The 22,355-nt window shown below is 77.3% G+C and carries 21 protein-coding genes; 10 read left to right on the forward strand and 11 right to left on the reverse strand.

Features of this window, described 5'->3' with window-relative positions; all coding sequences use genetic code 11:
• The 8 genes from J3P29_RS04630 to J3P29_RS04665 all read right to left on the reverse strand — a co-directional run bounded on the left by J3P29_RS04630 (window position 1) and on the right by J3P29_RS04665 (window position 8,523).
• On the reverse strand, window positions 1–1,245 hold the full coding sequence (locus J3P29_RS04630; protein WP_246851424.1) for a glycosyltransferase: 1,245 nt from the start codon (window positions 1,243–1,245) through the stop codon (window positions 1–3).
• Window positions 1,242–2,291, reverse strand: a complete 1,050-nt coding sequence (locus J3P29_RS04635; RefSeq protein WP_210491861.1) for a glycosyltransferase family 9 protein — start codon at window positions 2,289–2,291, stop codon at window positions 1,242–1,244. Before J3P29_RS04635 ends, J3P29_RS04630 begins: the two co-directional genes overlap by 4 nt.
• Complete coding sequence (locus J3P29_RS04640; RefSeq protein WP_210491862.1) at window positions 2,288–2,842, reverse strand: HAD family hydrolase; 555 nt, start codon at window positions 2,840–2,842, stop codon at window positions 2,288–2,290. Before J3P29_RS04640 ends, J3P29_RS04635 begins: the two co-directional genes overlap by 4 nt.
• The gene (locus tag J3P29_RS04645; RefSeq protein WP_210491863.1) at window positions 2,835–3,944 is read right to left on the reverse strand and encodes a glycosyltransferase; all 1,110 of its coding nucleotides are present in this window, start codon (window positions 3,942–3,944) and stop codon (window positions 2,835–2,837) included. The genes J3P29_RS04640 and J3P29_RS04645 overlap by 8 nt, the downstream gene beginning before the upstream one ends.
• Window positions 3,941–5,626, reverse strand: a complete 1,686-nt coding sequence (locus tag J3P29_RS04650) for a carbamoyltransferase C-terminal domain-containing protein (protein WP_210491864.1) — start codon at window positions 5,624–5,626, stop codon at window positions 3,941–3,943. Before J3P29_RS04650 ends, J3P29_RS04645 begins: the two co-directional genes overlap by 4 nt.
• Before the next feature lie 371 nt (window positions 5,627–5,997).
• Window positions 5,998–6,243 carry a CDGSH iron-sulfur domain-containing protein gene (locus J3P29_RS04655; protein ID WP_210491865.1) on the reverse strand — a complete coding sequence of 82 codons (246 nt, stop codon included), beginning with the start codon at window positions 6,241–6,243 and terminating at the stop codon, window positions 5,998–6,000.
• Window positions 6,240–7,271, reverse strand: coding sequence for an iron-containing redox enzyme family protein (locus J3P29_RS04660; protein ID WP_210491866.1), 1,032 nt, complete (start codon window positions 7,269–7,271; stop codon window positions 6,240–6,242). Before J3P29_RS04660 ends, J3P29_RS04655 begins: the two co-directional genes overlap by 4 nt.
• A 112-nt stretch (window positions 7,272–7,383) precedes the next feature.
• Window positions 7,384–8,523 (reverse strand): YbdK family carboxylate-amine ligase, encoded by a 1,140-nt coding sequence (locus tag J3P29_RS04665; protein WP_210491867.1) that lies wholly within the window; start codon window positions 8,521–8,523, stop codon window positions 7,384–7,386.
• Between the two features lie 19 nt (window positions 8,524–8,542).
• On the opposite strand from J3P29_RS04665, the gene J3P29_RS04670 reads away from it, so the two are divergent.
• From J3P29_RS04670 to J3P29_RS04705, 8 genes are all read left to right on the forward strand, one after another.
• A complete protein-coding gene (locus tag J3P29_RS04670; protein ID WP_210491868.1) occupies window positions 8,543–9,256 on the forward strand; it encodes a HemK2/MTQ2 family protein methyltransferase in 714 nt (237 codons plus the stop codon).
• Between the two features lie 56 nt (window positions 9,257–9,312).
• Window positions 9,313–9,588 carry a hypothetical protein gene (locus tag J3P29_RS04675; protein WP_210491869.1) on the forward strand — a complete coding sequence of 92 codons (276 nt, stop codon included), beginning with the start codon at window positions 9,313–9,315 and terminating at the stop codon, window positions 9,586–9,588.
• 3 nt (window positions 9,589–9,591) lie between these two features.
• Window positions 9,592–10,320, forward strand: coding sequence for a hypothetical protein (locus J3P29_RS04680; protein ID WP_210491870.1), 729 nt, complete (start codon window positions 9,592–9,594; stop codon window positions 10,318–10,320).
• Between the two features lie 110 nt (window positions 10,321–10,430).
• Complete coding sequence (locus J3P29_RS04685) at window positions 10,431–11,384, forward strand: YihY/virulence factor BrkB family protein (RefSeq protein WP_210491871.1); 954 nt, start codon at window positions 10,431–10,433, stop codon at window positions 11,382–11,384.
• Window positions 11,385–11,414: 30 nt separating this feature from the next.
• Entirely contained in the window at window positions 11,415–11,891 is a 477-nt protein-coding gene (locus J3P29_RS04690; RefSeq protein ID WP_210491872.1) for a DUF1360 domain-containing protein, read from the forward strand.
• Between the two features lie 76 nt (window positions 11,892–11,967).
• Window positions 11,968–13,149, forward strand: coding sequence for a hypothetical protein (locus tag J3P29_RS04695; protein WP_210491873.1), 1,182 nt, complete (start codon window positions 11,968–11,970; stop codon window positions 13,147–13,149).
• A 12-nt stretch (window positions 13,150–13,161) separates the two neighbouring features.
• Complete coding sequence (locus tag J3P29_RS04700; protein ID WP_210491874.1) at window positions 13,162–14,211, forward strand: MBL fold metallo-hydrolase; 1,050 nt, start codon at window positions 13,162–13,164, stop codon at window positions 14,209–14,211.
• Window positions 14,208–14,798 (forward strand): hypothetical protein, encoded by a 591-nt coding sequence (locus J3P29_RS04705; protein WP_210491875.1) that lies wholly within the window; start codon window positions 14,208–14,210, stop codon window positions 14,796–14,798. The genes J3P29_RS04700 and J3P29_RS04705 overlap by 4 nt, the downstream gene beginning before the upstream one ends.
• Here J3P29_RS04705 and J3P29_RS04710 read toward each other — a convergent pair.
• The gene (locus J3P29_RS04710; RefSeq protein ID WP_210491876.1) at window positions 14,771–15,637 is read right to left on the reverse strand and encodes an SDR family NAD(P)-dependent oxidoreductase; all 867 of its coding nucleotides are present in this window, start codon (window positions 15,635–15,637) and stop codon (window positions 14,771–14,773) included. The genes J3P29_RS04705 and J3P29_RS04710 overlap by 28 nt on opposite strands.
• An 82-nt stretch (window positions 15,638–15,719) precedes the next feature.
• Between J3P29_RS04710 and J3P29_RS04715 the strand changes: the two genes are divergently transcribed.
• Window positions 15,720–16,268 carry a TetR family transcriptional regulator gene (locus tag J3P29_RS04715; protein ID WP_210491877.1) on the forward strand — a complete coding sequence of 183 codons (549 nt, stop codon included), beginning with the start codon at window positions 15,720–15,722 and terminating at the stop codon, window positions 16,266–16,268.
• Window positions 16,269–16,383: 115 nt separating this feature from the next.
• Here the strand turns inward: J3P29_RS04715 and J3P29_RS04720 are convergent, their stop codons facing one another.
• On the reverse strand, window positions 16,384–16,659 hold the full coding sequence (locus J3P29_RS04720) for a hypothetical protein (RefSeq protein WP_210491878.1): 276 nt from the start codon (window positions 16,657–16,659) through the stop codon (window positions 16,384–16,386).
• Window positions 16,656–20,714: a cobaltochelatase subunit CobN gene (gene cobN / locus J3P29_RS04725; protein ID WP_349239806.1), complete on the reverse strand. Its 4,059-nt coding sequence runs from the start codon at window positions 20,712–20,714 to the stop codon at window positions 16,656–16,658. Before cobN ends, J3P29_RS04720 begins: the two co-directional genes overlap by 4 nt.
• Window positions 20,715–20,977: 263 nt before the next feature.
• Here cobN and J3P29_RS04730 point away from each other — a divergent pair, with 263 nt between their 5' ends.
• Window positions 20,978–22,276, forward strand: coding sequence for a lysylphosphatidylglycerol synthase transmembrane domain-containing protein (locus tag J3P29_RS04730; RefSeq protein WP_210491880.1), 1,299 nt, complete (start codon window positions 20,978–20,980; stop codon window positions 22,274–22,276).
• The last annotated feature ends 79 nt before the right edge of the window (window positions 22,277–22,355 follow it).

Raw genomic sequence — 22,355 nt, forward strand, 5'->3', positions numbered from 1 at the left:
TCACGACGTCACCGCCCGCTCGCGACGGCTGGCGGTGGCCGCGGCCCGGCGCTCTGCCGGCAGCACGCGGTCGTACGCCTCGAGGGTGCTCTGGGCGATCCGGTCCCAGCCGTAGCGGCGGGCAGCCCGGCGGGCGCCATGGACGCCGCAGCGCACCCGCTCCTCCGGCGCCGCCATCACGCGCCGCAACTCGGCGGCGATCGCGTCGGGGGCGCGGGGCGGCACGTGCCACCCCGTCTCGCCGTGCACGACGGTGTCGATCATCCCGCCGACCGCGCTGGCCAGGACGGGCACGCCGCAGGCCATTGCCTCGAGCGGCACGATGCCGAACGGCTCGTACCAGGGGACGCAGCCGACGACGTCGGCGGAGCGCAGCAGCGTCGGCAGGTCCTCGCGGGCGACCCGCCCGCGGAAGTCGACGCGGTCGGCGACGCCGAGCGTGCGCGCCAGGTGCTGCAGCCGGACGGCCTCCTCGTCCGTGTCCAGCCGCTCCCGGTCCGGCCCGCCCGCGATCACGAGCTCGGCCCCCGGCACGCCCGGCAGGGCGGTGATCAGGTCGCCGATGCCCTTGCGCGGCACCATGCGGCTGACGGCGAGGATGCGGAAGCGGTCGTTCGCGCGCGCCTCGGCGGGGCCGTCGGGCGTGAACCGCGTCAGGTCGACGCCGCACGGCACGACGGTGATGCGCCCGCGCGGCGTGCCCAGGCGACGCAGCTCGAAGACCTCGTCGCTGCACGTGGCGAGCACGTGGTCGACGGTGCGCGCCAGCTCGGGCTCGAGCGTGGCGCGCGCCGCCGGGCTCGTGTCGGCGGCGCCCTGGTGGCGGCGCTTGACGACGCCGAGCGCATGGAAGGTCTGCAGGACCGGGACGCCGAGCGGACGGGCGGCCTCGACCGCGGCCAGGCCCGACATCCAGAAGTGCGCGTGCACGACGTCGGGACGACGGCCGGGCACCGACCAGCTCTCGCGCAGCCTGCGGCCGAACGCGGCCATGTGCGGCAGCAGGTCGTCCTTCGGCAGCGTCGTCGCGGGGCCGGCGTCCACGTGCTCGACGACGACGCCGTCCGCGAACGGGACCCGGGCGGGCAGCGCGGGGTCGTCGCGGCGGGTGTGGACGACCACCTCGTGGCCCTCCCGCGCCAGGGCGCACGCGAGCGCCGCGACGTGGACGTTCTGGCCGCCGGCGTCGACGCCGCCGAGCACGGCGAGGGGGCTCGCGTGCTCGGACACCAGGGAGATGATCATCGGGTGACCTCCAGGTCGGGACTCGTGGCCGGCCCCGCCGCCGGACCGCGGAGCAGACGCTCCGTGGCCGCGACGACCTCGTCGACCGGCAGGTCGTCGAGGCAGGGGTGGCCGGGGACCGGGCACGTCGTGGCCCGGCACCCGGCGCACGGCACCGGCAGGTGCAGCAGCTCCTGCGGGACGGCCCAGGGGCGCCAGCGCGCGGCCGGCACCGTGGGGGCGAAGAGCGAGACGATCGGCACCCGGACCGCCGCGGCCAGGTGCGCGGGTCCGGTGTTGCCGACGACGACCACGCGCGCGCCGGCGAGGATCTCGGCCATCCCCGGCACGTCGGTGCGGCCGCCGAGGTCGAGCGCCGTGGCGCCGTCGTCCGAGACGACGGCGGTGAGCGCCGTCTCGTCGGGCCCGCCGGTGACGACGACGCGGTGGCCGCGGTCCGCGAGCGCCCGGACGAGGTCGCGGTGGCGCTCGGGCGCCCAGGCGCGGGCCGGCACCGACGCACCCGGATGCACCACGACGTAGTCGCCGTCGGGCAGGGCGTCGGGCCGCGCGGCCGGGTCGCGCCGGACGGCCATGCGGGGGTCGTCGTCGGGCTCCAGGCCCAGGGCGCGGACGACGAGCAGGCTGCGCTCGACCTCGTGCACGTCGCCGGGGTCGCGCAGCCGGTGGTCCAGGAGGGTGCCGGGGTAGTCGACGCTGACCGCGGCGATCTCGGGCACGCCGGCCAGCCGCAGCAGCAGGGCGGTGGGGAGCGGGCTCTGGTGGAACGAGCCGAGGATCGCCGCCCGGTCGGGCGCGATCGCGGCGATGCGGGCGACCAGGTCGTCCATCCCGGCGCGGTCGACGGGGCCTGGGGTCGCGTCGATCCACGGCGTGTGGAAGACCACGACCTCGTCGACGCCGGGCAGCATCCGCGCGGCGGGCACGCCGCGCGGCCCGACGACGAGCGTCACGGGGCCGCCCGTGCGCGCCGCGGCGCGCACGGCGGGGCCGGTGAGCAGGACGTCGCCGAGGCTGTCCAGGCGGGTGAGGAGCGTCCCGCTCACGCCGGCACCTGCGCCGGCGCCAGCAGCAGGTCGACGGCCTCGGCCAGGTCGCGCGCCACCTCGGGCGCCGCGGCGACCTCGGGCTCGAGCGTGATCGGGGTGGGGACCAGGATCCCGCGCGCCCCGGCCGCGGCGGCGGCGCCGACGTCGGCGGCGATGTCCCCCACCACGGCGCAGCGGGCGGGATCGACGCCCAGGCGGCGCGCGGCCTCGAGGACCATTCCCGGCGCCGGCTTGCGGCAGGCGCAGCCGTCGTCGGGGCCGTGGGGGCAGAAGACGATCGGGTCGAGCGGGCCGAGCAGCCGGGCGACGCGCGCGTTGACGGCCTCGACCTGCTCGCGGGTGATCAGCCCGCGGGCGATGCCGCTCTGGTTCGAGACCACGCCGACGGGGATCCCGGCCGCGCGCAGGCGGTCGAGGGCCTCGCGCGCCCCCGGCATCGGGACGACCGCGTCGGGGTCGCCGTTGTACGGGACGTCGACGACGAGCGTGGCGTCGCGGTCGAACAGGACGGCGTCGGGCCGGCCCGGGCGGCGGGGGGACTCAGGCACCGGCCGCGGCCTCCTGCGGCACGGCGGCGGCGGCGGGCCGCGGGTCGGCGGCGGCCGGCGCCGCGGGGCGCGGGCCGGCGGCCGGCAGCGGGGCGCGGTCGTCCATCCGGGCCACGCGGACCCAGCCCCGCGCCCAGTGCCACGCGGCGGCGGGCGGGATCAGGGCCGAGGTGGCGACCATCGCGGCGGTCTCGCGCGGCGTGCGCGGCCCGGGGGCGATGCGGGTCCAGGAGAACTGCGCCGTCGACGCCGCCCAGCCGGCGGCGGCGAGCGCCGCGGCGCGCGGGCGCCCGGCGGCGGCCAGGCCGGCGGCGGCGGCGCCGGCGGCGACGGTGGCCAGGTGCACGCGGCGGCGGCCGCGGGGCACGCGGGCGGCGGCGCGCCAGTCCGGGCCGTGCAGCGTGCGCATCGTGGCGTCGTCGGCGTTGCCGCGCTGCCGGCCGACGCTCGCGTGCCACGGGGCGGTGCGCGGCGGGTGCACGCAGACGCGCGCGCCGCGCGCGAGGCGCCAGCCCGCGCGCTCGAGCCGCAGGGCGAGGTCGGCGTCCTCGCGGTACGCGCGGGGGAAGCGCTCGTCGAAGCCGGTCGCGGCCTCGAGCGCCTCACGCCGGTACGCCATGTCGGCCGTGGCCCACGCCGCGTCCTCGAGCGCGCCGTCGGAGCGCTCCTGGTCCGTCGGACGCCGCCCCGCGGGCCGCGGGACGACCAGACGCGCCTGCACGCCGGCGACGTCGGGGGCGGCGGCGTCCAGGTCGGCGGCGAGCGCGGCGGCCCACCCGTCGGGCGGCAGCACGTCGTCGTCGAGGAAGGCGACCCACGGGGCGGTGCCGGCGCGCCAGCCGACGTTGCGCGCCCCCGCGGGACCGCGGCCGCCGCTGCGCAGGATCCGCACGCGCTCGCCCAGGCCGGCCGGCAGCGCGTCCCGGTCGACCACCGGGTCGGTCGCGTCGGCGCCGGGACGGTCGTCGACGAGCAGCACCTGGCCGAGCCCGCGCGGCACGGCGGGCGTCAGCGCGGCCAGCGTGGCCGGCAGCGTCGCGCGGCCGACGGTCGGGACGACGACGTCGAAGCGCGGGGAGGGCGTGGCCTCCCCGCCGCTCACGCCGCCTCCTCGTCCGCGAGCGCCAGCGGCGGACGGCCCGCGGCCAGGGCGGCGCGGCGCACGACGAAGGGGCCGATCACGAGCGCCTGCACGGGCGCCGAGCCGAAGAGCTCCATCGCGTCCTGCGGGTCGTCGACCATCGGGCGGCCCGAGGTGTTCAGGCTCGTGTTGACGAGGACCGGCACGCCGGTGCGCGCGTCGAACTCCCGCAGGACGGCGGCCATCAGCGGCTCGTCGCGCTCGTCCACGGTCTGGGCGCGGGCGCTGCCGTCCACGTGCACGACCGTCGGGATGCGGTCGCGCCACTCCGGGGCCACGTCGTGCGTGAAGAGCATGTACGGGCTGGGCAGGGGGCCGCCCGAGAAGATCTCGGCCGCGCGGTCGGCCAGGACCATCGGCGCGACGGGGCGGAACTGCTCGCGCCCCTTGATGTCGTTCATCCGCTCGAGGTTGTCCGTGTGGCGCGGGTCGGCCAGCAGGGAGCGGTGGCCGAGCGCGCGCGGACCGAACTCGCTGCGGCCCTGGAACCAGGCGATGACGCCGTTGTCCGCGAGGATGTCGGCGACGGCGCCGGCGAGGTCGTCCGGCCGCTCGTACGGCAGCCCGGCGCGCTGCAGCGACGCCTCCAGCTCGGCGTCGTCGAAGCCGCAGCCCAGGTCCGGCGTGGTGAAGGGGCCGGGCCGGTCGCCGAGCTCGCGCGCCACGTACAGGGCGGCGCCGAGCGCCGTGCCCGAGTCGCCCGCCGCGGGCTGCACCCAGATCCGCTCGAAGGGCGTCTCGCGGTGCAGGCGGCTGTTGGCCACGCAGTTCAGCGCCACGCCGCCGGCCATCGCGAGGGTGCGCGCCCCGGTCTGCTCGTGCAGGCCGGTGGCGAGCTCGATGAGCACGTCCTCGACGCGCCGCTGCACGCTCGACGCCAGGTCGGCGTGCGCCTGGCTGTCCGGGCGGACCTCCTGCCCCGCCGGGATGCGGGGCGCGAAGCGCTCGAAGTCGACGCCGGCGGCGCGGAAGCCGCCGTCGGGGGTCACGTGGACGTGCTCGGCCAGCGCGTCGGCGAAGCGCGGGCGCCCGTACGAGGCGAGCGCCATCACCTTGTACTCGTCCGACCCGCGGTGGAAGCCCAGGTGCTCGGTCAGTCCCTCGTAGAGCAGGCCGAGGGAGTGGGGGAGCGCCTGGTCGGCGAGCGGCTGCAGGCGGCCGTCGGTGACCTTCCCCGCCAGGTAGGACCCGCGCTCGCCGCGGCCGTCGACGACCATCGTGGCGCAGTCGTCCTCGCCGCACGCCAGGTAGGCGGACGCCGCGTGGGCGACGTGGTGCGGGACGAAGCGGACCTTCTCGGGATCGAACCCCGGCATGACGGTGCGCAGGAACAGGCCGGCGCGCTGGACGTAGAGGGTGCGCAGGCCCTCCCACTCGTCCTGGATCACGTCGTCCGTCGCGGGCGCGAGCGCGGGGTCGTACGAGTACGCGACGGCGTCGAGGTCCTCGGGGCGGACGCCGGCCTCGCGCAGGCAGAAGCGGATGGCCTGCTCGGGCAGCTCCCAGGTCGAGAACGGGACGGACGGCTTGCCGTGCTTGCGTCGGGAGAAGCGCTCCTCCTCGGCGGCGGCCACGATGCGGCCGTCGACCACGATGGCCGCGGCGGGGTCGTGGAAGACGGCGTTGACGCCCAGGACGATCATCGGGCGGCGGGGACCTCGGTCGGGCGCATGCCGGCTGGATACCCCGTCCGAGGACCCCGAAACCCCACGGGCGGAGGAATCACCAGAAGACACTTCTCGCAGGCCCGCAGGCCGCCTGCCGCAGGGGCGAAACGCGCCGTTGAGAAGTGCTTTCGACCCCCGCCCGGGACGCGTCGTGCGTCCCGTCCGTGCGGGCCGATCCCGTCGCGCGCCGAGGGCCGCCGTGCCGTCGGCCCGCCCGCCCGCCCGATGCGGCGCGCGGGCGGGTCCCGCGCGCACCGCGCCGCCGACGAGCACCGCCCGCCGGGTCGCGGCGGGCGGCTGGACGGAGCGCTCGGGGAGGAGGGGCGGCGGGCCGGGCCCGCCGGGGGTCAGTCCCCGGCGGCGCGCGCGGGCGGCACGGTGCGCCGGTCCTCGCGCGGGCTCGGCGCGCGGAAGCGCACGAGCTTGTGGGAGCCGTCGCAGAAGGGACGGATCCGGGAGCGGCCGCAGCGGCAGAGCGCGACGACCTCGCGGCCCGGGTCGATCTCGTGGCCGTCCTGGTCCTCCAGGCGGAACGGCCCGCGGACGATGAGCGGTCCGTCGCGGTACGCGGTGATGCGGGTCTCGTCGCTCATGCGGCCACCGCCTCGGCGTCGAGCGGGCGCAGCAGCGAGGAGCGGCCCGCCTGCCAGGCCTCGAGGATGCCGGCGGCCCAGCGGCCCTCCAGCACGGACAGGCAGCGGGCGCCGAAGACGACGTCCGCGGCGAGCGCGGGATCCTGGCGGATCAGGCCGCCGGCCAGGTCGACGGTGGCCAGGCTCTCGTGGACCGCGTCGGCCTCGACGTGCTCGTCGAAGAACTCCGTCGCCGCGGCGTCGTCGCGGCCCAGGCGGCGCAGGCCGGCGGCGTAGCGGCCGTTCGGGACGGAGGACGTCGCCTCGAACAGCGCCAGATGGCCGACGATCGCGCCCTTCAGGCGACGGTGCAGGCCGAAGAACGACATCAGGTTGACCGTCGCCAGCGCCGAGGCGGGGATGCGCTCCAGGTACGCGCCGTACGTCGCGTCCAGCCCGAGCGCCTCCATCGCGTCGGCGAAGAGCTGCGCGTGGATGCGGTCGGGACGCCCACCGCCGTACTCGTCCGCCTGGATCTCGACGAGCGCCGCCTTCGGGCGGCCGTGCAGGCGCGGCATCGCCCACGAGTGCGGGTCCGCCTCCTTCAGCTGGTACGCGGAGCGGTGGACGAGCACCTCGCGGTACTGCTCGAGCGTCGCCTCGCGGCCCAGGAACTTCGACAGGGACGGCTCGTCGTCGTCGGCGATGTCGCGCAGGACGACGTCGATGTCCTCGGCCGTCGGCCGCTCGTCCGTCGGCGGCACCAGGCGGCGCAGGCCGGCCTCGAAGACCGCCTCGAGCCGCGCGCGCAGCCCGAGGAGCGCCGGGGACCACTCCCAGTCGTCGTCCACGCCGTCGAAGCCCCGGTAGTGGAGCTCGTAGAGCACGTAGAGCGCGAGCTGGAGGTCCTCGTCGCCGAACGGGTCCTCCGGCGAGGGGACCGCGACCCCGGCGAAGGGATCGGCGTCGCCGACGGCCGGCGGGGCGCCCACGAGGGCGTCCAGGACGGCGGCGCTCAGATCCCCACGGGCGGCAGGCAGGAGAGGCACGTGCGCCTGGGTACCCCGGCCACCCGATCCGCAATCCCGCCCGCTCGCGCGCCGCGCGCGGGGGCGGCGGTCGCCGGCGGCGCGGGGACGGGGCGGCCGCGGGCCGCGCGCGTCAGCCGGCGAGGAAGCGCTCGGCCAGGAACGCGGCGGCGGCGCGCCCGTCCCCGCCCGCGGCGGCGCGCTGGCGGGCGGCCCCGCCGCCGTCGGCGATCAGCGTCTCGGCGGCCGCGAGCGCGCCGCCGTCGCCCAGCCGCTCGGCCGTCGGCCCCAGGTCCTGGACGAGGGCGCGCAGGCGGTCGGCGACGGGGCGCACCTCGCCGGTGCGCAGGTCCGCCAGGCGCGCGTCCAGGCCGTCGCGCGCCGCGACCCAGGCGTTCTCCTCGATGCGCCACGTGGGGGCCACGGGCAGCGTCTCGCCCGCGTCGTGGCGCTCGGCCAGGCGGTGGACGAGCGCGCGGATCAGCGCGACGACGGCGCGGGCGTCGGCGACCGTGGCCTGCGCGTCGGCGACGCGCACCTCGATCGTGCCGTGCGTCGGGTGCAGCCGCAGCTGCCACCACCAGCGGTGCGGTCCGGGCACCCGGCCCGACGCCGCACCCCACTCCAGCGCGGCCGCCAGGCCGTCCAGGTCGCCGAGCGCCGGCGGCACCCCCTGGCGGGGCAGCAGCTCGGAGATGCCCGGCCGGACCGACGCCATCCCCGCGTCGCGGCCGTCCGCGAACGGGGCGTTCGCGGCGAGCGCGGCGACGTCGGGCAGGTACGACCGCAGGGCGTCGTGCACCGCCACGACGCGCTCGGGGCCGCGCACGCAGACGTGCGCGTGCAGGCCGAAGACGAGCTGGCGCCGCGCCGTGGCGCCGAAGTCGCGCACCATCTCGGCGTACCGGGGGTGCGGGTTCAGGACGCCCTCCGCGGCGGTGAACGGGTGCGTGCCCGCCCCGGCGAGCACGGCCAGCCCGTCGGCGCGGGACGCCAGGTCCGCGCGGGCGGCGCCGAGCGCCGCCGCGGCGGCGTCGACCGTCGGGGCCGGCGGCAGCACCACCTCGATCTGCGCCGCGGGCATCTCCAGCCGCAGGCGCTCGTCCTCCGCGCCGGCCGCCAGCACGTCGGCCGCGCGCGGCGTCAGGTCGAGCGTCTCCGGGTCCAGGAGCATCAGCTCCTCCTCCACCCCGACGAGCGCGTCCCCGGGGGCGGAGAACGTCTCGCGCAGCTCCGCGGCCAGCGCCGAGCGGCGGGGTGTGGCGATCGACATGGCGGGTAGGTACCCCGTCATGCGCATCGTCACGCTCCCCGGCGTCTTCCGGCCCCGGTCGGACTCCTGGCTGCTCGCGCGGCTCGTGCGGCCCGAGATCGCCCCCGGCGACCGCGTCCTGGACCTGTGCACGGGCAGCGGCGTCATCGCGGTCAGCGCGGCGCAGAAGGGCGCCGAGGCCCATGCCGTGGACGTGTCCCGGCGGGCGGTGTGGACGGCGCGGCTCAACGCCCGGCTGAACGGGGCGCGGGTCGACGCCCGGCGCGGCGACCTGTTCGCCGCCGTCGACGGCGACTTCGACCTGATCACCTCGAACCCGCCGTACCTGCCGGCGGACGACGACGCGCTCCCGACGAGCGGCCCGGCGCGGGCGTGGGACGCCGGCCGCGACGGTCGCGCGGTGCTGGACCGGATCTGCGCCGACGCTCCCGGACGCCTGCGGCCCGGCGGGTCGATCCTGCTGATCCACTCCAACGTCGCGGGCATCGCCGAGACGCGTCGGGCGCTGGCCGACGGCGGCCTGGAGGTCTCGATCGTCCACGCCGAGACCGGGGAGTACGGGCCGCTCATGGCCGCTCGGGTCGCCGAGCTGCGCCGCCGCGGCGTGCTGGGCCCGGGCGAGGAGGAGCAGGAGGAGATGGTGGTCATCCGGGGACGCCGTCCCGTCGCCACCGGCGCCGACGACGCCGACGGGGCGTCCGCGTCCGCGCCCGCGCCGGCCGCCGCGCGGTGACGCACGCGCGGCGCGCGGCCGTTTCGGCGCCGCGAGGACGGGTAGCCGGGGCTCCCATGCTCGACGACCACGCGTACTGCCCGCACTGCCGGCAGCTGCTCCGCAAGGACGCCCCGCATCCGTTCCCCCAGCGTCCCGTCCGGTGCTCGGGCTGCCGGCTGCTCGTCGGGCCCGGCCGCTCACGGCGCGCCGACGGCGGCCCCCGCCAGCCCCAGGCGGCGCAGGCGTCCCCCGTGGCCGCCGACCCCGTGCTCGACGTGCTGACGGACCTGCGGCCCGCGCCGCCCGTCGTCGGCCTGGAGCACGGCGCGCTGCCGCCGCACCAGCTGTAGCGCGTGCTCGAGGCGGCCTTCTGGGGGTTCGTCGGCGGGTTCGCGCTGCTCGTCGGCGCCGTCCTCGGGCTGCGCCTGGGCGCCCGGCAGCGCCTCATCGGGCTGGTGATGGCGTTCGGGTCCGGCGTGCTCATCAGCGCCCTCGCGTTCGAGCTCACCGCCGAGGCGTTCGACCAGGGCGGCACGGACGCCGTCGCGATCGGCCTCGCGGCCGGAGCCCTGGCGTTCTTCGCCGGCGACTGGGTCGTCGACCGGCGGGGCGGCGAGCACCGCAAGCGCTCCGGCGGCGAGCAGAGCGGCGGCTCGGGCGCGGCGATCGTCGTCGGCGCGATGCTCGACGGCGTCCCCGAGTCGATGGCGATCGGCATCTCGCTGCTCGGCGGCCAGGGCGTCAGCGCCGCGGTCGTCGCCGCGGTCTTCCTGTCGAACGTCCCCGAGTCGATGTCGGCCGCGGCGGGCCTGCGCACCGCCGGCCGCTCCGTCCGCTGGATCATGGGGCTGTGGCTCGGCGTCGCGCTGCTCTCGGCGCTCGCCGCCGCGCTCGGCTACGGCCTGCTCGGCGGCGCGTCCGCCGACGCGAAGGCGTTCATCCAGGCCTTCGCCGCCGGCGCGATCCTGACGATGCTGGCCGACACGATGATGCCCGAGGCGTTCGAGCACGGCGGGCGCACCGTCGGGCTGCTGACGGTGATCGGCTTCGCCGGGGCGTTCCTGCTCTCGACGATCGAGTAGGCCGGGCGGGTCCCTCGCCGCGCAGCGGGTCGCGTCGCCCGCCCGCGGACCCGGACCGCTCGGCGCCGCGCCGCGGGTTACCGCCGCGGGGGCCGGGGTAGCCGCGCCCCATGACCCAGATCGAGCGCACGGGCCATACCCGGGAGACCGGGCTGCTGCCCACCCTCCGCCGCACCTGGAGCGAGTTCCAGGAGGACCGCCTGACCGACCAGGCCGCGGCGCTGACGTACTACGGCGTCCTGTCGCTGTTCCCCGCCCTGATCGCGCTCGTCTCGCTTGTCGGCCTCTTCGCCGACCCCGCGAAGACCACTCAGGCGATCCAGGACGTCGTCGCGCAGCTCGGGCCGTCCTCCGCGGCCGACACGTTCGCCGAGCCCATCCGGTCGATCACGTCGCAGCGCGGCACCTCGGGCGTGATGCTCGTCGTCGGCATCGTCTCGGCGCTCTGGTCGGCGTCGGGCTACATCGGCGCGTTCATGCGCGTGTCGAACGTGATCTACGAGGTCGACGAGGGCCGGCCGATCTGGAAGCTGCGCCCGCTGCAGATGCTCGTCACGCTCGTGATGCTGCTGCTCGTGGTGGTCGGCGCGCTCGCCGTCGTCGTCTCCGGCCCGCTCGCCGACGCGGTCGGCAGCGCGCTCGGCCTGTCCGACACGTTCGTGAGCGTCTTCAAGATCGCGAAGTGGCCGATCCTGCTCGTGATCGTGATGCTCATCGTCTCGGTCCTCTACTGGGCGTCGCCGAACGCCAAGCTCCCCGGCTTCAGGTTCGTCACGCCCGGCTCGGCGCTCGCGGTGGTCGTCTGGGTCGTCGGCTCGCTGATCTTCGCCTTCTACGTCGCCAACTTCGGCTCGTACGACAAGACGTACGGCACCCTCGGCGGCGTGGTGGTCTTCCTGGTCTGGCTGTGGCTGACGAACGTCGCGATCCTCCTGGGCCACCAGCTCAACGCCGAGCGCGAGCGCACGACGCAGATCGAGGAGGGCGTGCCCGGCGCCGAGCGCGAGCTGCAGATCCCCGAGCGCGACGCCCCGGACCGCGACAAGCGCCCGAAGTCGGCATAGACGGCGGCGCTGCGGGTACCCGGGCCGGCGATGAAGACGATCGACGAGACGCCGACGCGCCCGGCGAACTACGCGCTCATCTCGGGCGTGTACGCCGCGGCCCTGTCCGGCGTGGCGGCGGCGGCCCGGCGCCGCGGCAGCGTGCCGCGCGGGGCCGACCTGCTGCCGCTCGGGCTGGCGACCTTCACCTTCACCCGCGTGCTGACCGAGCAGAAGGTCGAGGCGTGGCTGCGGCGGCCGTTCGTGCACGAGCCCGAGCAGGGGCGGCGGCGGCCCCGGGGGCGGGGCATGCGCTACGCGATCGGCGAGCTGCTCTCCTGCACGCGGTGCACCGGCTCGTGGGTCGGTCTGGGGCTGGTCGGCCTGCACGCGGCGTCCCCCGCGGCCGCGCGCGTCACCGCGTCGGTCGGCACGATCGGCGCGGTCAACGACACCAGCCTGGCGGCGTTCTCGTGGCTGAGCTCGCGCGCGAACACCGCGATCGCCGCCGCCGAGGACGCGGCCTGAGCCCGGGCCCGCGAGGCCTCGTCGGGTAGCGTGGCGGGGCCTGTGCGGGCCGACCGCGCCCCGCAGCCCACCGCCGATGCCCCGCCGCCCACGCCCCATCGCGCCCGCCGCCGTCGAGGTGCGCCGCGTGCGCTCCCTCGCGGACCTGCGCCGCTTCATCGACCTGCCGTACCGGCTGCACGCCGGCACGCCGTGGATCCCGCCGCTGCGCCTGGAGCGCTGGGTGTTCCTGACGCAGGCGCTCAACGCGTTCTTCACCCACGGGCGCGGCGCGTACTTCCTCGCGCTGCGCGACGGCCGGGTCGTCGGGCGCATCACGGCGCAGGTGGACGACGCGTTCAACGCCTTCCACGGCAGCCGCTGGGGGATGTTCGGCTTCTTCGAGCTCGAGGACGACCAGGAGGTCGCCGACGCGCTGCTGGGCACGGCCGAGGCGTGGCTGCGGGCCCGCGGCTGCGACCGCATGGTCGGCCCGATGGACTTCTCGATGAACGACGAGAGCGGCGTGCTCGTCGAGGGCTTCGAGCACGAGCCGCTGATCCGGCAGCCGTGGCAGCCGCCGTACTACGCGGAGCGGCTCGAGGCGGCGGGGATGGCGAAGGCCGTCGACCTGCTCTCGTGGTGGCTCGACGTCGCGGACCGGTCGAAGGTGCGTCCGGCGCTCTTCCGCATGGCGCGCCGCGCCCGCGAGTCCGGGGGCATCACGATCCGCGAGATGTCGCGCCGGCACCTGCGCCGCGAGCTCGACGCCTTCGCCGAGGTCTACAACGCCGCGTGGTCGCAGAACTGGGGGTTCGTGCCGTACGGCAAGGCCGACCTGGACGCGTACGCGCTCGAGCTGCGACTCGTCCGCAGCCCCGGCTTCTTCATGGTCGCGGAGAAGGACGGCGAGACGGTCGGCATGGCGATCACCGTCATGGACATCAACCAGGTCCTCAAGCGGATGAAGGGCCGGCTGCTGCCGCTGGGCTGGTGGTGGTTCCTGCGCCGACACCAGATCACGGACCAGCTGCGCGTCGGCTTCCTCGGCGTGAAGCCCGAGCACATGACGGCCGGCGTCGGCGCCGCGCTGTACGAGGCGCACTACGACACCGCCGAGCGCTCCCCGCTGAGCCACGGCGAGGCCGGCTGGATCCTCGAGGGCAACAAGGCGATGAACAAGAGCCTGCAGGCGATGAACGGCCACGTGATCAAGCGCTGGCGGGTGTTCGAGCGGCGCTTCGACGGCGTGACCGACGGCGGCGGCCCGGACGCCTGAGGCCCGCGCGCCGTGTCGGCAGGAGCGGACCCCGGCGGGGAGGCGGCCCCGCTCGTCGTCGAGGACGCGGCCCCGGGCGTCGTGCGGATCGCGCTGCCGGTGCCGGGGCTGCCCGACGGGGTCAACGTGCACCTCGTCCGCGGGGACGGGCCGACGACGCTCGTCGACGCGGGCATGCCGTTGCCCGGGGCGCTCGAGGCGCTCCGGGCCGGACTGGCCGCCGCGGGCGCGGCGCTCGACGACGTCCAGCGCGTCGTCCTGACCCACCACCACGCCGACCACATCGGCCTGGCGGCGGCGATCGCGGCGCGCACGGGCGCCGAGCTCGTGGCCCTGGCGCCCGTCGCCGCGGTCCTGCGCGACCCGGGCACGGCGTTCGGCCGCGAGGTGGCCTGGGCCGGCGGGCACGTGGCCCGGCACGGCGCGCCCGACGAGGTCCTGGAGCGCACGCGGGCGTCGCTGCCGGTGCTCGCCGCGCTGCCGGCGGCGTCCGCCGTGACCGAGATCGCCGACGGCGACGTCGTGGCCGCCGGTGGCCTGCGGCTGACGGCCCGCCACCGCCCCGGACACAGCCCCACCGACACGCTGCTGACGGACGCCGCCGCGGGCGTGGCGTTCGTCGGCGACCACCTGTTCCGCGCCGCGCCGCTGACCCCGGTCCTCGGGTCGATGCTCGCCCCGGGCGCGCGGCCGGCCCGCGCGTACCTCGACGCGCTCGACGCGACGCTGCACGACGGCGTGCCGCTGCTGCTGCCGGGGCACGGCCCGCCGATCGCCGATCCCGCGGCGCTCGTCGCCGACCGGCTCGGCGCCTACCGGCGGCGCACGGAGCGCGCGCTCGCCGCGCTGACCGACGCGCCGGCGTCGACCTGGCAGGTCGGCCTCGGGGCGTGGCGCGGCGCGCCGGGGCGTGCGCTGGCGCTGACCCGTCTGGCGGCCCTGCTGGCGTCCCTCGAGCTGCTCGAGGACGAGGGGCGCGCGGTCCGCTCCGGGACGGACGACGCCGTGCTCTGGGCCCGCGGCCCCCGGGCCGACGCGCCGCTGGGCGACGCCGGGGCATGAGCGACGCGGGCTGGGTCCTCGCCTACGGCAGCCTCGTCGACCCGGCGGACCCGCTCGTGCGCCGGCTCGCCGCCGTGGGGCGGGCCGTGCCGGTGCTCGTGCCGGGCCTGCGCCGGACGTGGGCGGCGGGGATGGAGAACCGCGCGCCCGAGAACGACGACAAGCACTACGTCGACCCGGCCGGCACCCGGCCCGACGTCTGCGTGGCCACGCTCTCCGCGGACGAGGTGGACGAGGTCGGCCCGCCGCTGAACGCGCTGGCGCTGCCGGTGGACGCGGACGGCCTGGCGCGCACCGACCGCCGCGAGCGCCGCTACGTCCGCGTCGACGTCGCGGACCGCTGCACGCCGGCGCTGGGCGGGGCCGCGTGGATCTACACGGCCACCCCGCGCGCCCGCGAGGCCGCCGCGGCCGCCGCGGCCCGGGGGCGCGCCGTCGTCCGCCGCGGCTACGCGGCCCGCGTCGAGGCGGCGTTCCGGGCCCGCGGCGAGGCGGCGTGGGCGGCCTACGTCGCGTCGACGGACCCGCCGCCGCATCCGCTCGCGGACCTGGCGCTGCGCTACGCCGGGGTCGCCCCGGGCGAGTGACGCCCGCCCGCCGAGAACGTCGCGACGGCCTCGTCGAACGCGGCCGCGACGCGGGGGTCGGCGAGCTGCCGGTGCCGCTGGGGCTTCGGGGTCATCCGGTCGTAGAAGGCCCCGTGCACCGCGGCCGCGTCCGGCGCGGTCGCCAGGTGGACGAGCGGTCGGGCGCCGTCGTCCGCCGACACGCCGATCGCCCGTCCGAGCCGGGTGTGCAGCAGCCGCCGCAGCGCCGGGCGGTCGCGGAACGCCTCGCTGGTCGTGAACCCGGGGTGGAAGGCCGCGACCGCGACGGTCTCGGGGCGGGTCCGCGCGGCCAGCCGGGTGGCGAGCAGGAGCGTGCCGAGCTTCGCCCGCGCGTACGCCGCCATCATCCCGTAGCGGCGCGTGCGCCCCTCCAGGTCCTCGGGGTCGAGCGCGGCCCGGGCGTGCGCGTTGCTGGCCGTGAACACCACGCGGGCGGCGTCCGTCGCCTCCAGCGTGGGCAGGAGCAGCGCGGTGAGGAGCGCCGGGGCGAGCACGTTGACCTGCCAGGTGCGCTCGTGGCCGTCGGCGGTCAGCGCCCGGTCGGCGAAGAGCGCCCCGGCGTTGTTGGCGAGCACGTCGACGCGCGGCAGGTCGTCCCGCAGGCGCGCCGCGAGCTCCCGGACGCTGGCGGCCGACGCGAAGTCCGCCAGGTACGGCGTGCCCCCGACCTCGTCCGCGACCGCACGCGTCCGCTCCGGCGACCGTCCGACGACCGCGACGGCGTAGCCGCGCGCCGCGAGCTGCCGCGCGGCCGCCGCGCCGATCCCCGAGCTGGCCCCCGTGACGACCGCCACCTTCGGCTGCTGATCGCGCCGCACCGTTCCCCCTAAGTCGATGACCTATCCGCTTCGGACGCTACCAGAAGCGGATGGTGCATCGACTTGCCTCTATGCTGCGGGCGTGACCTCGGGCCAGCGACGCGACGCGCGGCAGAACCGCGCCCGGATCCTCGACGTCGCGCGTCGCCGCTTCGACGCGGGGGACGAGGAGCTGCCGCTCAACGTGATCGCCGCCGAGGCCGGCGTCGGCGTCGGGACGGTGTACCGCAACTTCCCGTCCCGCCTGGCGCTGCTGGCGGCGCTGGCCGCCCCGCACCTCGACGCGCTGCGCGGGGCGATCGAGCGGCTCGCGGACGGGTTTCGGCCCGGGGCGCTGGAGGAGGCGTTCCGCGTGGCGGTCGCGACGTTCGGGGCCCACCGCGAGCTGCTGGAGGTCGTCGGCGACGGCGGCCCCGCCGACGGGGCGGCGGGCGACGTCGCGCCGCTGCTCGCGCTCCTCGAGACGCTGCGGGCGGCGGCCGTCGCCGCCGGCGAGCTCCGCCCCGAGGTGACCGCGGAGGCGCTCCGGCACCTCGTCTGCGCGGTCGACTACGCCGCCCGCCGCTCGTCCGACCCCGACGCCGCCCGCCGCCTGCACGCCGAGATCGCGGTGCGCGGCATCCGGCCCTAGGGGCTCGGCCGGGGCGCCCGGACCCGGTCGGGCCGGGCGAGGCCTCCGGGTCGGCCCGCCGCGCCCGGGGACCGCCGGGCGTCGGGAGGGCGCCGAGCGACCGGCGCCCCGCGGGTCAGCGTCCGCCGCGTCGCGGCGGACGCCCGGCGGCGCCCAGCCGCGGGCGCACCACGGCGTTGTAGGCGGTGACGACGGCGGCCACGACCGCGCCGACGATCGCCGCCTGCACCCACGAGTCCGTCGCGATCAGCCGCCAGGCGCCGCCGACGAGCAGGAAGGCGATCAGGGCCTCGAACAGCAGCCCGCCCGGGCCGGACGGCGGCGGGCCGCCGTCGGGGCCCGGCGCGAACGTCTCGCGAACCTCGGCCTGGATGCGCTCGCGCCGGCTCATGCCTGTCCTGCCTCCTCGACCTCGCCCTCGACCTCGAGCAGCGTGTCCCGCAGCGCCTCGAGCCGCGCCTCGTCCGGCGCCGCCCACAGGCCGCGGTCGGCCGCCTCGAGCAGGCGCTCGGCGATCGAGCGCAGCGCCCACGGGGACGACTGCCGCAGGAAGGCCTGCACGTCGGGGTCCTCGACGTAGCGCTCCGTGACCTTCTCGTACATCCAGTCCTCGACCACGCCGGCCGTCGCGTCGTAGCCGAAGAGGTAGTCGACGGTGACGGAGAGCTCCATCGCGCCCTTGTAGCCGTGGCGGATCATCCCGGCCACCCAGCGCGGGTTGAGGACGCGGGAGCGGACGACCCGGCGGGCCTCCTCGCTCAGGGTGCGCGTCTCGACGGTGGTCGGGTCGGCGGAGTCGCCGAGCCACGCCTTCGGCTCCTGGCCCGTGATCGCGCGGACCATCGCGACCATGCCCCCGTGGTACTGGAAGTACCCGTCCGAGTCGAAGATGTCGTGCTCGCGAGTGTCGAGGTTCTTCACCGCGACCTCGATGCGGCCGAACTGCTCGCGCATCGAGGCGTGCGCCTCGGCGCCGTCCAGGCCCTTGCCGTACGCGTAGCCGCCCCACGCCTCGTAGACCGCGGCCAGGTCGCCCTGGTCGTGCCACGAGCGGTTGTCGACGAGCTCGAGCAGGCCCGCGCCGTACGTGCCGGGCTTGCTGCCGAAGATGCGGGTGGTCGCGCGCCGGCGGGCCTGGCCGCGGGCCGACGCGCCGCCCGTCGCGTCCTGCTCCAGCAGCTCGGCGAGCAGCCGCGCCTCGTCCTCGCGCACGTGCTTGGCGACGAAGTTCTCCTCGTCGGGCTCGTCGAGCGCCGCGACGGTCGCGACCGCCTCGTCGATCAGGGCGATGAGCTGCGGGAACGCGTCGCGGAAGAAGCCCGAGATGCGGACCGTGACGTCGACGCGCGGGCGGCCCAGCTCCTCGAGCGGGATCACCCGCAGCGACGTCACGCGGCGCGTCTCGCGGTGCCACACCGGCTCGACGCCGAGCAGCGCGAAGATCTCGGCGATGTCGTCGCCGTGGGTGCGCATGTTCGCCGTGCCCCAGACGACGATGCCGATCTGCTCGGGCGCGCGGCCCTCCTCCTCCACGTGGCGGCGGACGAGGTCCTCGGCCAGGCGGCGGCCCGTCTCCCACGACAGCTCGGACGGCAGGGCCTTCGGATCGACCCCGTAGAAGTTGCGGCCCGTCGGCAGCACGTCCAGGCGGCCGCGGGTGGGCGAGCCGGACGGGCCGGACGGCACGTAGCGGCCGTTCAGCGCGCCGACGACGTGGTCGAGCTCCTCGGACGAGCGCCGGATGCGCGGGACGACCTCGCCGGCGGCGTAGCGCAGCACCCGCTCCGTCTCCGCGTGCCCGCGCCCCAGGACGCGCTGCGTCAGGTCGCGGACCGCGGCGGCGTCCGTCGTCCACCCGGCGTCGCCGAGGGCGTCGATCAGCGTCCGCTGGGCGGCGTCGAGGCGGTCGACGACGTCGCCGGCCGTGGCCGCGGGACCGGGGAAGCGGTCGGCGAGCGCCGCCAGGTCGGGGTCGTCCGCGGCCGGCAGGCCGTCGGCGGCCGCGGCGGGCAGGCGGATGCCGCCGGCGCGCACGAGCGCGTCCTCGTCCAGCCCGAAGGCGCGGCCGACGACGACGCGCAGCCCGGGCAGGTCGCCGGAGCCCAGGCGCATGATCGCCACGGCCAGCCCGCGCAGCTGCTCCTCCTCGGGCGCGCGGCCCAGCACGTGCAGGCCGTCGCGCACCTGCAGGTCCTTGATCGAGCACAGGTACGTGTCGATGTCGGAGACCAGGTGCTCCAGGCGGTGCTGCAGCTCGGCGGCGTCCGCCCCGGCGCCGGTGTCCTCGAAGCCCGCGACGTCCTCGTCGTGCAGGCCCAGGTCGTGGTGCAGGTCGGCGGACTGCACGACCTCCCAGATGCGCCGCGCCAGGGCGGGCAGCTTCTCGGGGTCGAGCGCCTCGATGCGCACGTACTCGTCGAGCAGGTGCTCGAGCTCCTGCAGCTCGTCGTACGTCTCCGCGCGCATCATCGGGGGGACGAGGTGGTCGACGATCGTCGCGTGCACCCGGCGCTTGGACTGCACGCCCTCGCCGGGGTCGTTGACGACGAAGGGGTAGACGAGCGGCGTCGAGCCGAGGATCGCGTCCGGGTGGTCGTCCGCGGACAGGCCGATCGACTTGCCCGGCAGCCACTCGAGCGTGCCGTGCTTGCCCAGGTGGACCATCGCGTCGGCGCCCCACACCGCCTCGAGCCAGCGGTAGACGGCGAAGTAGTGGTGCGGCGCGGCGCGCTCGGCGTCGTGGGAGAGCGCCGCGGCGTCCTCCTCGCTCGTCGCGCGCGGCGGCTGGATCGCGAAGAAGACGCTGCCGAGCTCGAGGCCGGCGACCACCATGTCGCCCTCGAACGTGTACTGCGGCTCGATCCCCGCGCGCCCTCCGGCGACCCACCGACCGTCCACGTACCCCGGCCCGTGGTCGCGCTCGACCAGGTTCCGCAGGCCCTCGGGCAGCGAGGCGAACCACGCGGCGTAGTCGGCGCCCGGCAGCCGGTAGGGGTTGGCGGCGAGCTGGTCGTCGGTGAGCAGCTCGGGGTCGTGGCCGCCACGGCGCACGAGCGCGTGGATGAGCGCCTCGCCGGCGGCGGTCGCCTCCTCGGGCGTGATCGTCTCGGCCACGACCGCGGCCTGCAGCTCGGGCACGGGGGAGGCGTCGATCGCCTGCCCGTCCGCGCGCAAGGCGCGCAGCAGCATGACGGCGGACGCCGGGGTGTCCAGGCCGACGGCGTTGCCGATCCGGGAGTGCTTCGTCGGCGAGCTCGACAGGACGATCGCGACGCGGCGCTCCGCCGCGGGCAGCGTCCGCAGTCGGGCGTGGCGGACGGCCAGGCCGGCGACGCGCCGCGCGCGGCCCGGGTCGGCGACGTAGCGCATGACGGGCGTGCCGACGTCGCGGCCGCCCGGCGCCGCCTCGCGCTCCTTGAACGAGACGACGCCGCCGAGCACGCGACCGTCGAACTCGGGGATCGCCACCTGCATCGCGACGTCGAGCGGGGTCAGGCCGGCGGGGTTGGCCAGCCAGCGCTCCCGCGGCTGGGTCGCCGCGGCGGCCTGGATCACCGGCACGCCCAGCTCCTCCAGGCGCGCGACGTCCCACACCTGCCAGGCGTCGGTGCGGCCGTCGTCCGCCGCGTCGTCGGCCGCCGCGGTCGCGTCGCCGGCGTTCGCCCCGCCCGACGCGAGCACCGTCGTCAGCAGGGCGTCGACGCGCGGTGTGCCGTCGTCGCGGGTGAGCAGGTCCAAGGCGGCGATGCGGCCGTCGGGCGCGGGGCGCAGGGACGCGCACCAGACGGGCAGCGGGATCCCGCCCTCGGCGGCCACGGCCTCGGCGATCGCGGCCACGAAGCCGGTGTTGCCCGACGTGCGGTGCGAGCGGTAGAAGACGATGCCGACGACGGGCCGGCCGGCCGCCTCGGCCCCGACGCGCTCGCGGGCGGCGGCGAGCGCCGCGTCCACCGGCAGGTCCCCGCGCTCGGGGTCCCACGCGCTGTGGTCGGGCAGCGCCTGCGGCGGCTCGAACCCGTCGCCGCGCAGCAGCAGGGTGTCGCCCAGGAACCGCAGCAGCGAGGCGGTGTTCTCGACGCCGCCGTGGCGCAGGTACTCGTGGGCCTGGGCGACGACGCCGGGCGCGACGGTCGAGCGGGCCGCCAGCTCGGCGTCGAGCTCGGCCTCGCCGCCCAGGGCGACCAGCGGCACGCCGCGCTCGACGCAGCGGGCGTGCAGCAGGTCGAAGCCGGCCTCCCACGCGCGGCGGCCGCCGAGCAGGCGGATCAGGACGACGCGCGCGCCGTCGAGGTCGTCGACGAGCGCAGCGGGGTCGCCGGCCTGCGCGGGATTCGCGCAGCGGACGGCCGGGAAGTCCTCCGGCAGGTCGTCGAGGGCGGCCGCCGCCGCGAGGATCTCGGTGTCGGCGGTGGTGAGGAGAGCGAGCACGGGGGCCTCGGATCGGATGACGCGTCCTGGACGGCCGGGCGGGCGCCCGGCCCGCGACGGCTCGGTGCTCGGACTGCCGCCGGGACGTGGTCCCGGCGCTACACCGTGGCGCGACCGTCGCGGACTCCCACCGCGTTCCCCGAGTCGCCGCGTGGGCACGGACGATAGCGGCGCGGGTCGTCCGCGCCCCCGGCCCGGCAGACGGATCGGCCGCTCCGCTCCGCCACGGGCGGCGCGCGTCCCCCGGGCACCCGGCCGCCCGGCGTGCGAGGATGGGGCCCGTGCAGCGGCAGCCGCACAGCGCGCCCGGCTCCGAGGAGCCCTCGGACGGCCCGGCGGACCGGCGACCCGGCACGCCCGCGCCCGCACCCGGGGAGGACGCCGCCGTGCCCGCCGACGGCAGCGGACCAGCCTCCGCGTCGGCGCCCGCCGAGCCCCGGCCGACCGACGAGCGGGCGGAGACGCTCGACGACGCGGACCGCCTGATCGCGGCGGCCGCCGCCCCCGGCCTCGCGCCCGGCGGCGCCCCGGACGCCGACGAGGCGCCCTCGACGCACGGGCTGGTCAAGCGCGTGCTGCTCGGCATCCTGGCGTTCGTCGTCCTCATCGTCGCCTTCCGGCTGCTCGCGCCCCACGTCGGGTTCCTCAACGACACGTGGCAGAAGGTCCGCCGCGGGGATCCCGTCTGGCTCATCGTCGGCGTGGTCCTCGAGGGCTTCTCCTTCCTGGGGTACGTCTGGGTGTTCAACGCGACGGCCCGCCGGGCCGGTCTGCGGCTGCCGCGCTTCACGAGCTGGCGGATCGTCCTGGCCGGCGTCGCCGCCACCCGGCTGCTCGCGACCGCGGGCGCGGGCGGCATCGCGTCGACGACGTTCGCGCTGCGCCGGCACGGCCTCGACGCCCGCCACGCGGTCTCGACGGTCACGGCGCAGATCGCGATCGTCTACGTGTGGTTCATCGGCCTGATCGCGATCGCGGGCCTGCTCGCGGCGGCGTTCGGCCACGGCCACGCGGCGATCACCACCATCCCGGCGGCGATCGCCGCCGGCGTCCTGCTCGTGGCGGTCGCGGGCCGGCCGCTGCTGCGCCGGCTGGCGAACGCGACCTCGCGCCGCGAGGGCCGCGTCGCGCGGGTCATCGCCTCGATCCCGGGCACGCTCGACGACGCGGTCCACACCGTCACCACGCTCGTCCGCGAGCGCGACATCGCCATCCTCGGCGGCGCGCTGTGGTGGGTCGCCGACGCCGGCGTCCTGTGGGCCGCGTGCCACGCGTTCGGCTACGCGCCGAACATGATCGACGTGATGATGGCCTACCTGCTGGGGCAGGTCGCCAACCTGCTGCCGATCCCCGGCGGCCTCGGGGTCGAGGCCGGGCTCCTGGGCATGCTCATCGCCTTCGGGGTGCCCGGCGGCGTGGCGGTCCTGGCCAGCCTGGTCCAGCGCCTGATCTCGACGTGGCTGCCGGCGCTGCCCGGAGCCGTCGCGCTGGCCGCGATCGGCAAGCCGTCGCCGGACGCCGAGGTCGTCCCGGTCGACGACGACCACGATCCGCCCGGACACCGGCCGGCCACGGCCTGACCGGCGGGCCACGCCTGACCGGCGGGGGCCGGCACCCCCGACGGGTCGACGGCGCGGGCCGTCGGGACGCCGGGCGTCC

This window comes from Patulibacter sp. SYSU D01012 (genome assembly GCF_017916475.1).
GTDB lineage: Bacteria > Actinomycetota > Thermoleophilia > Solirubrobacterales > Solirubrobacteraceae > Patulibacter.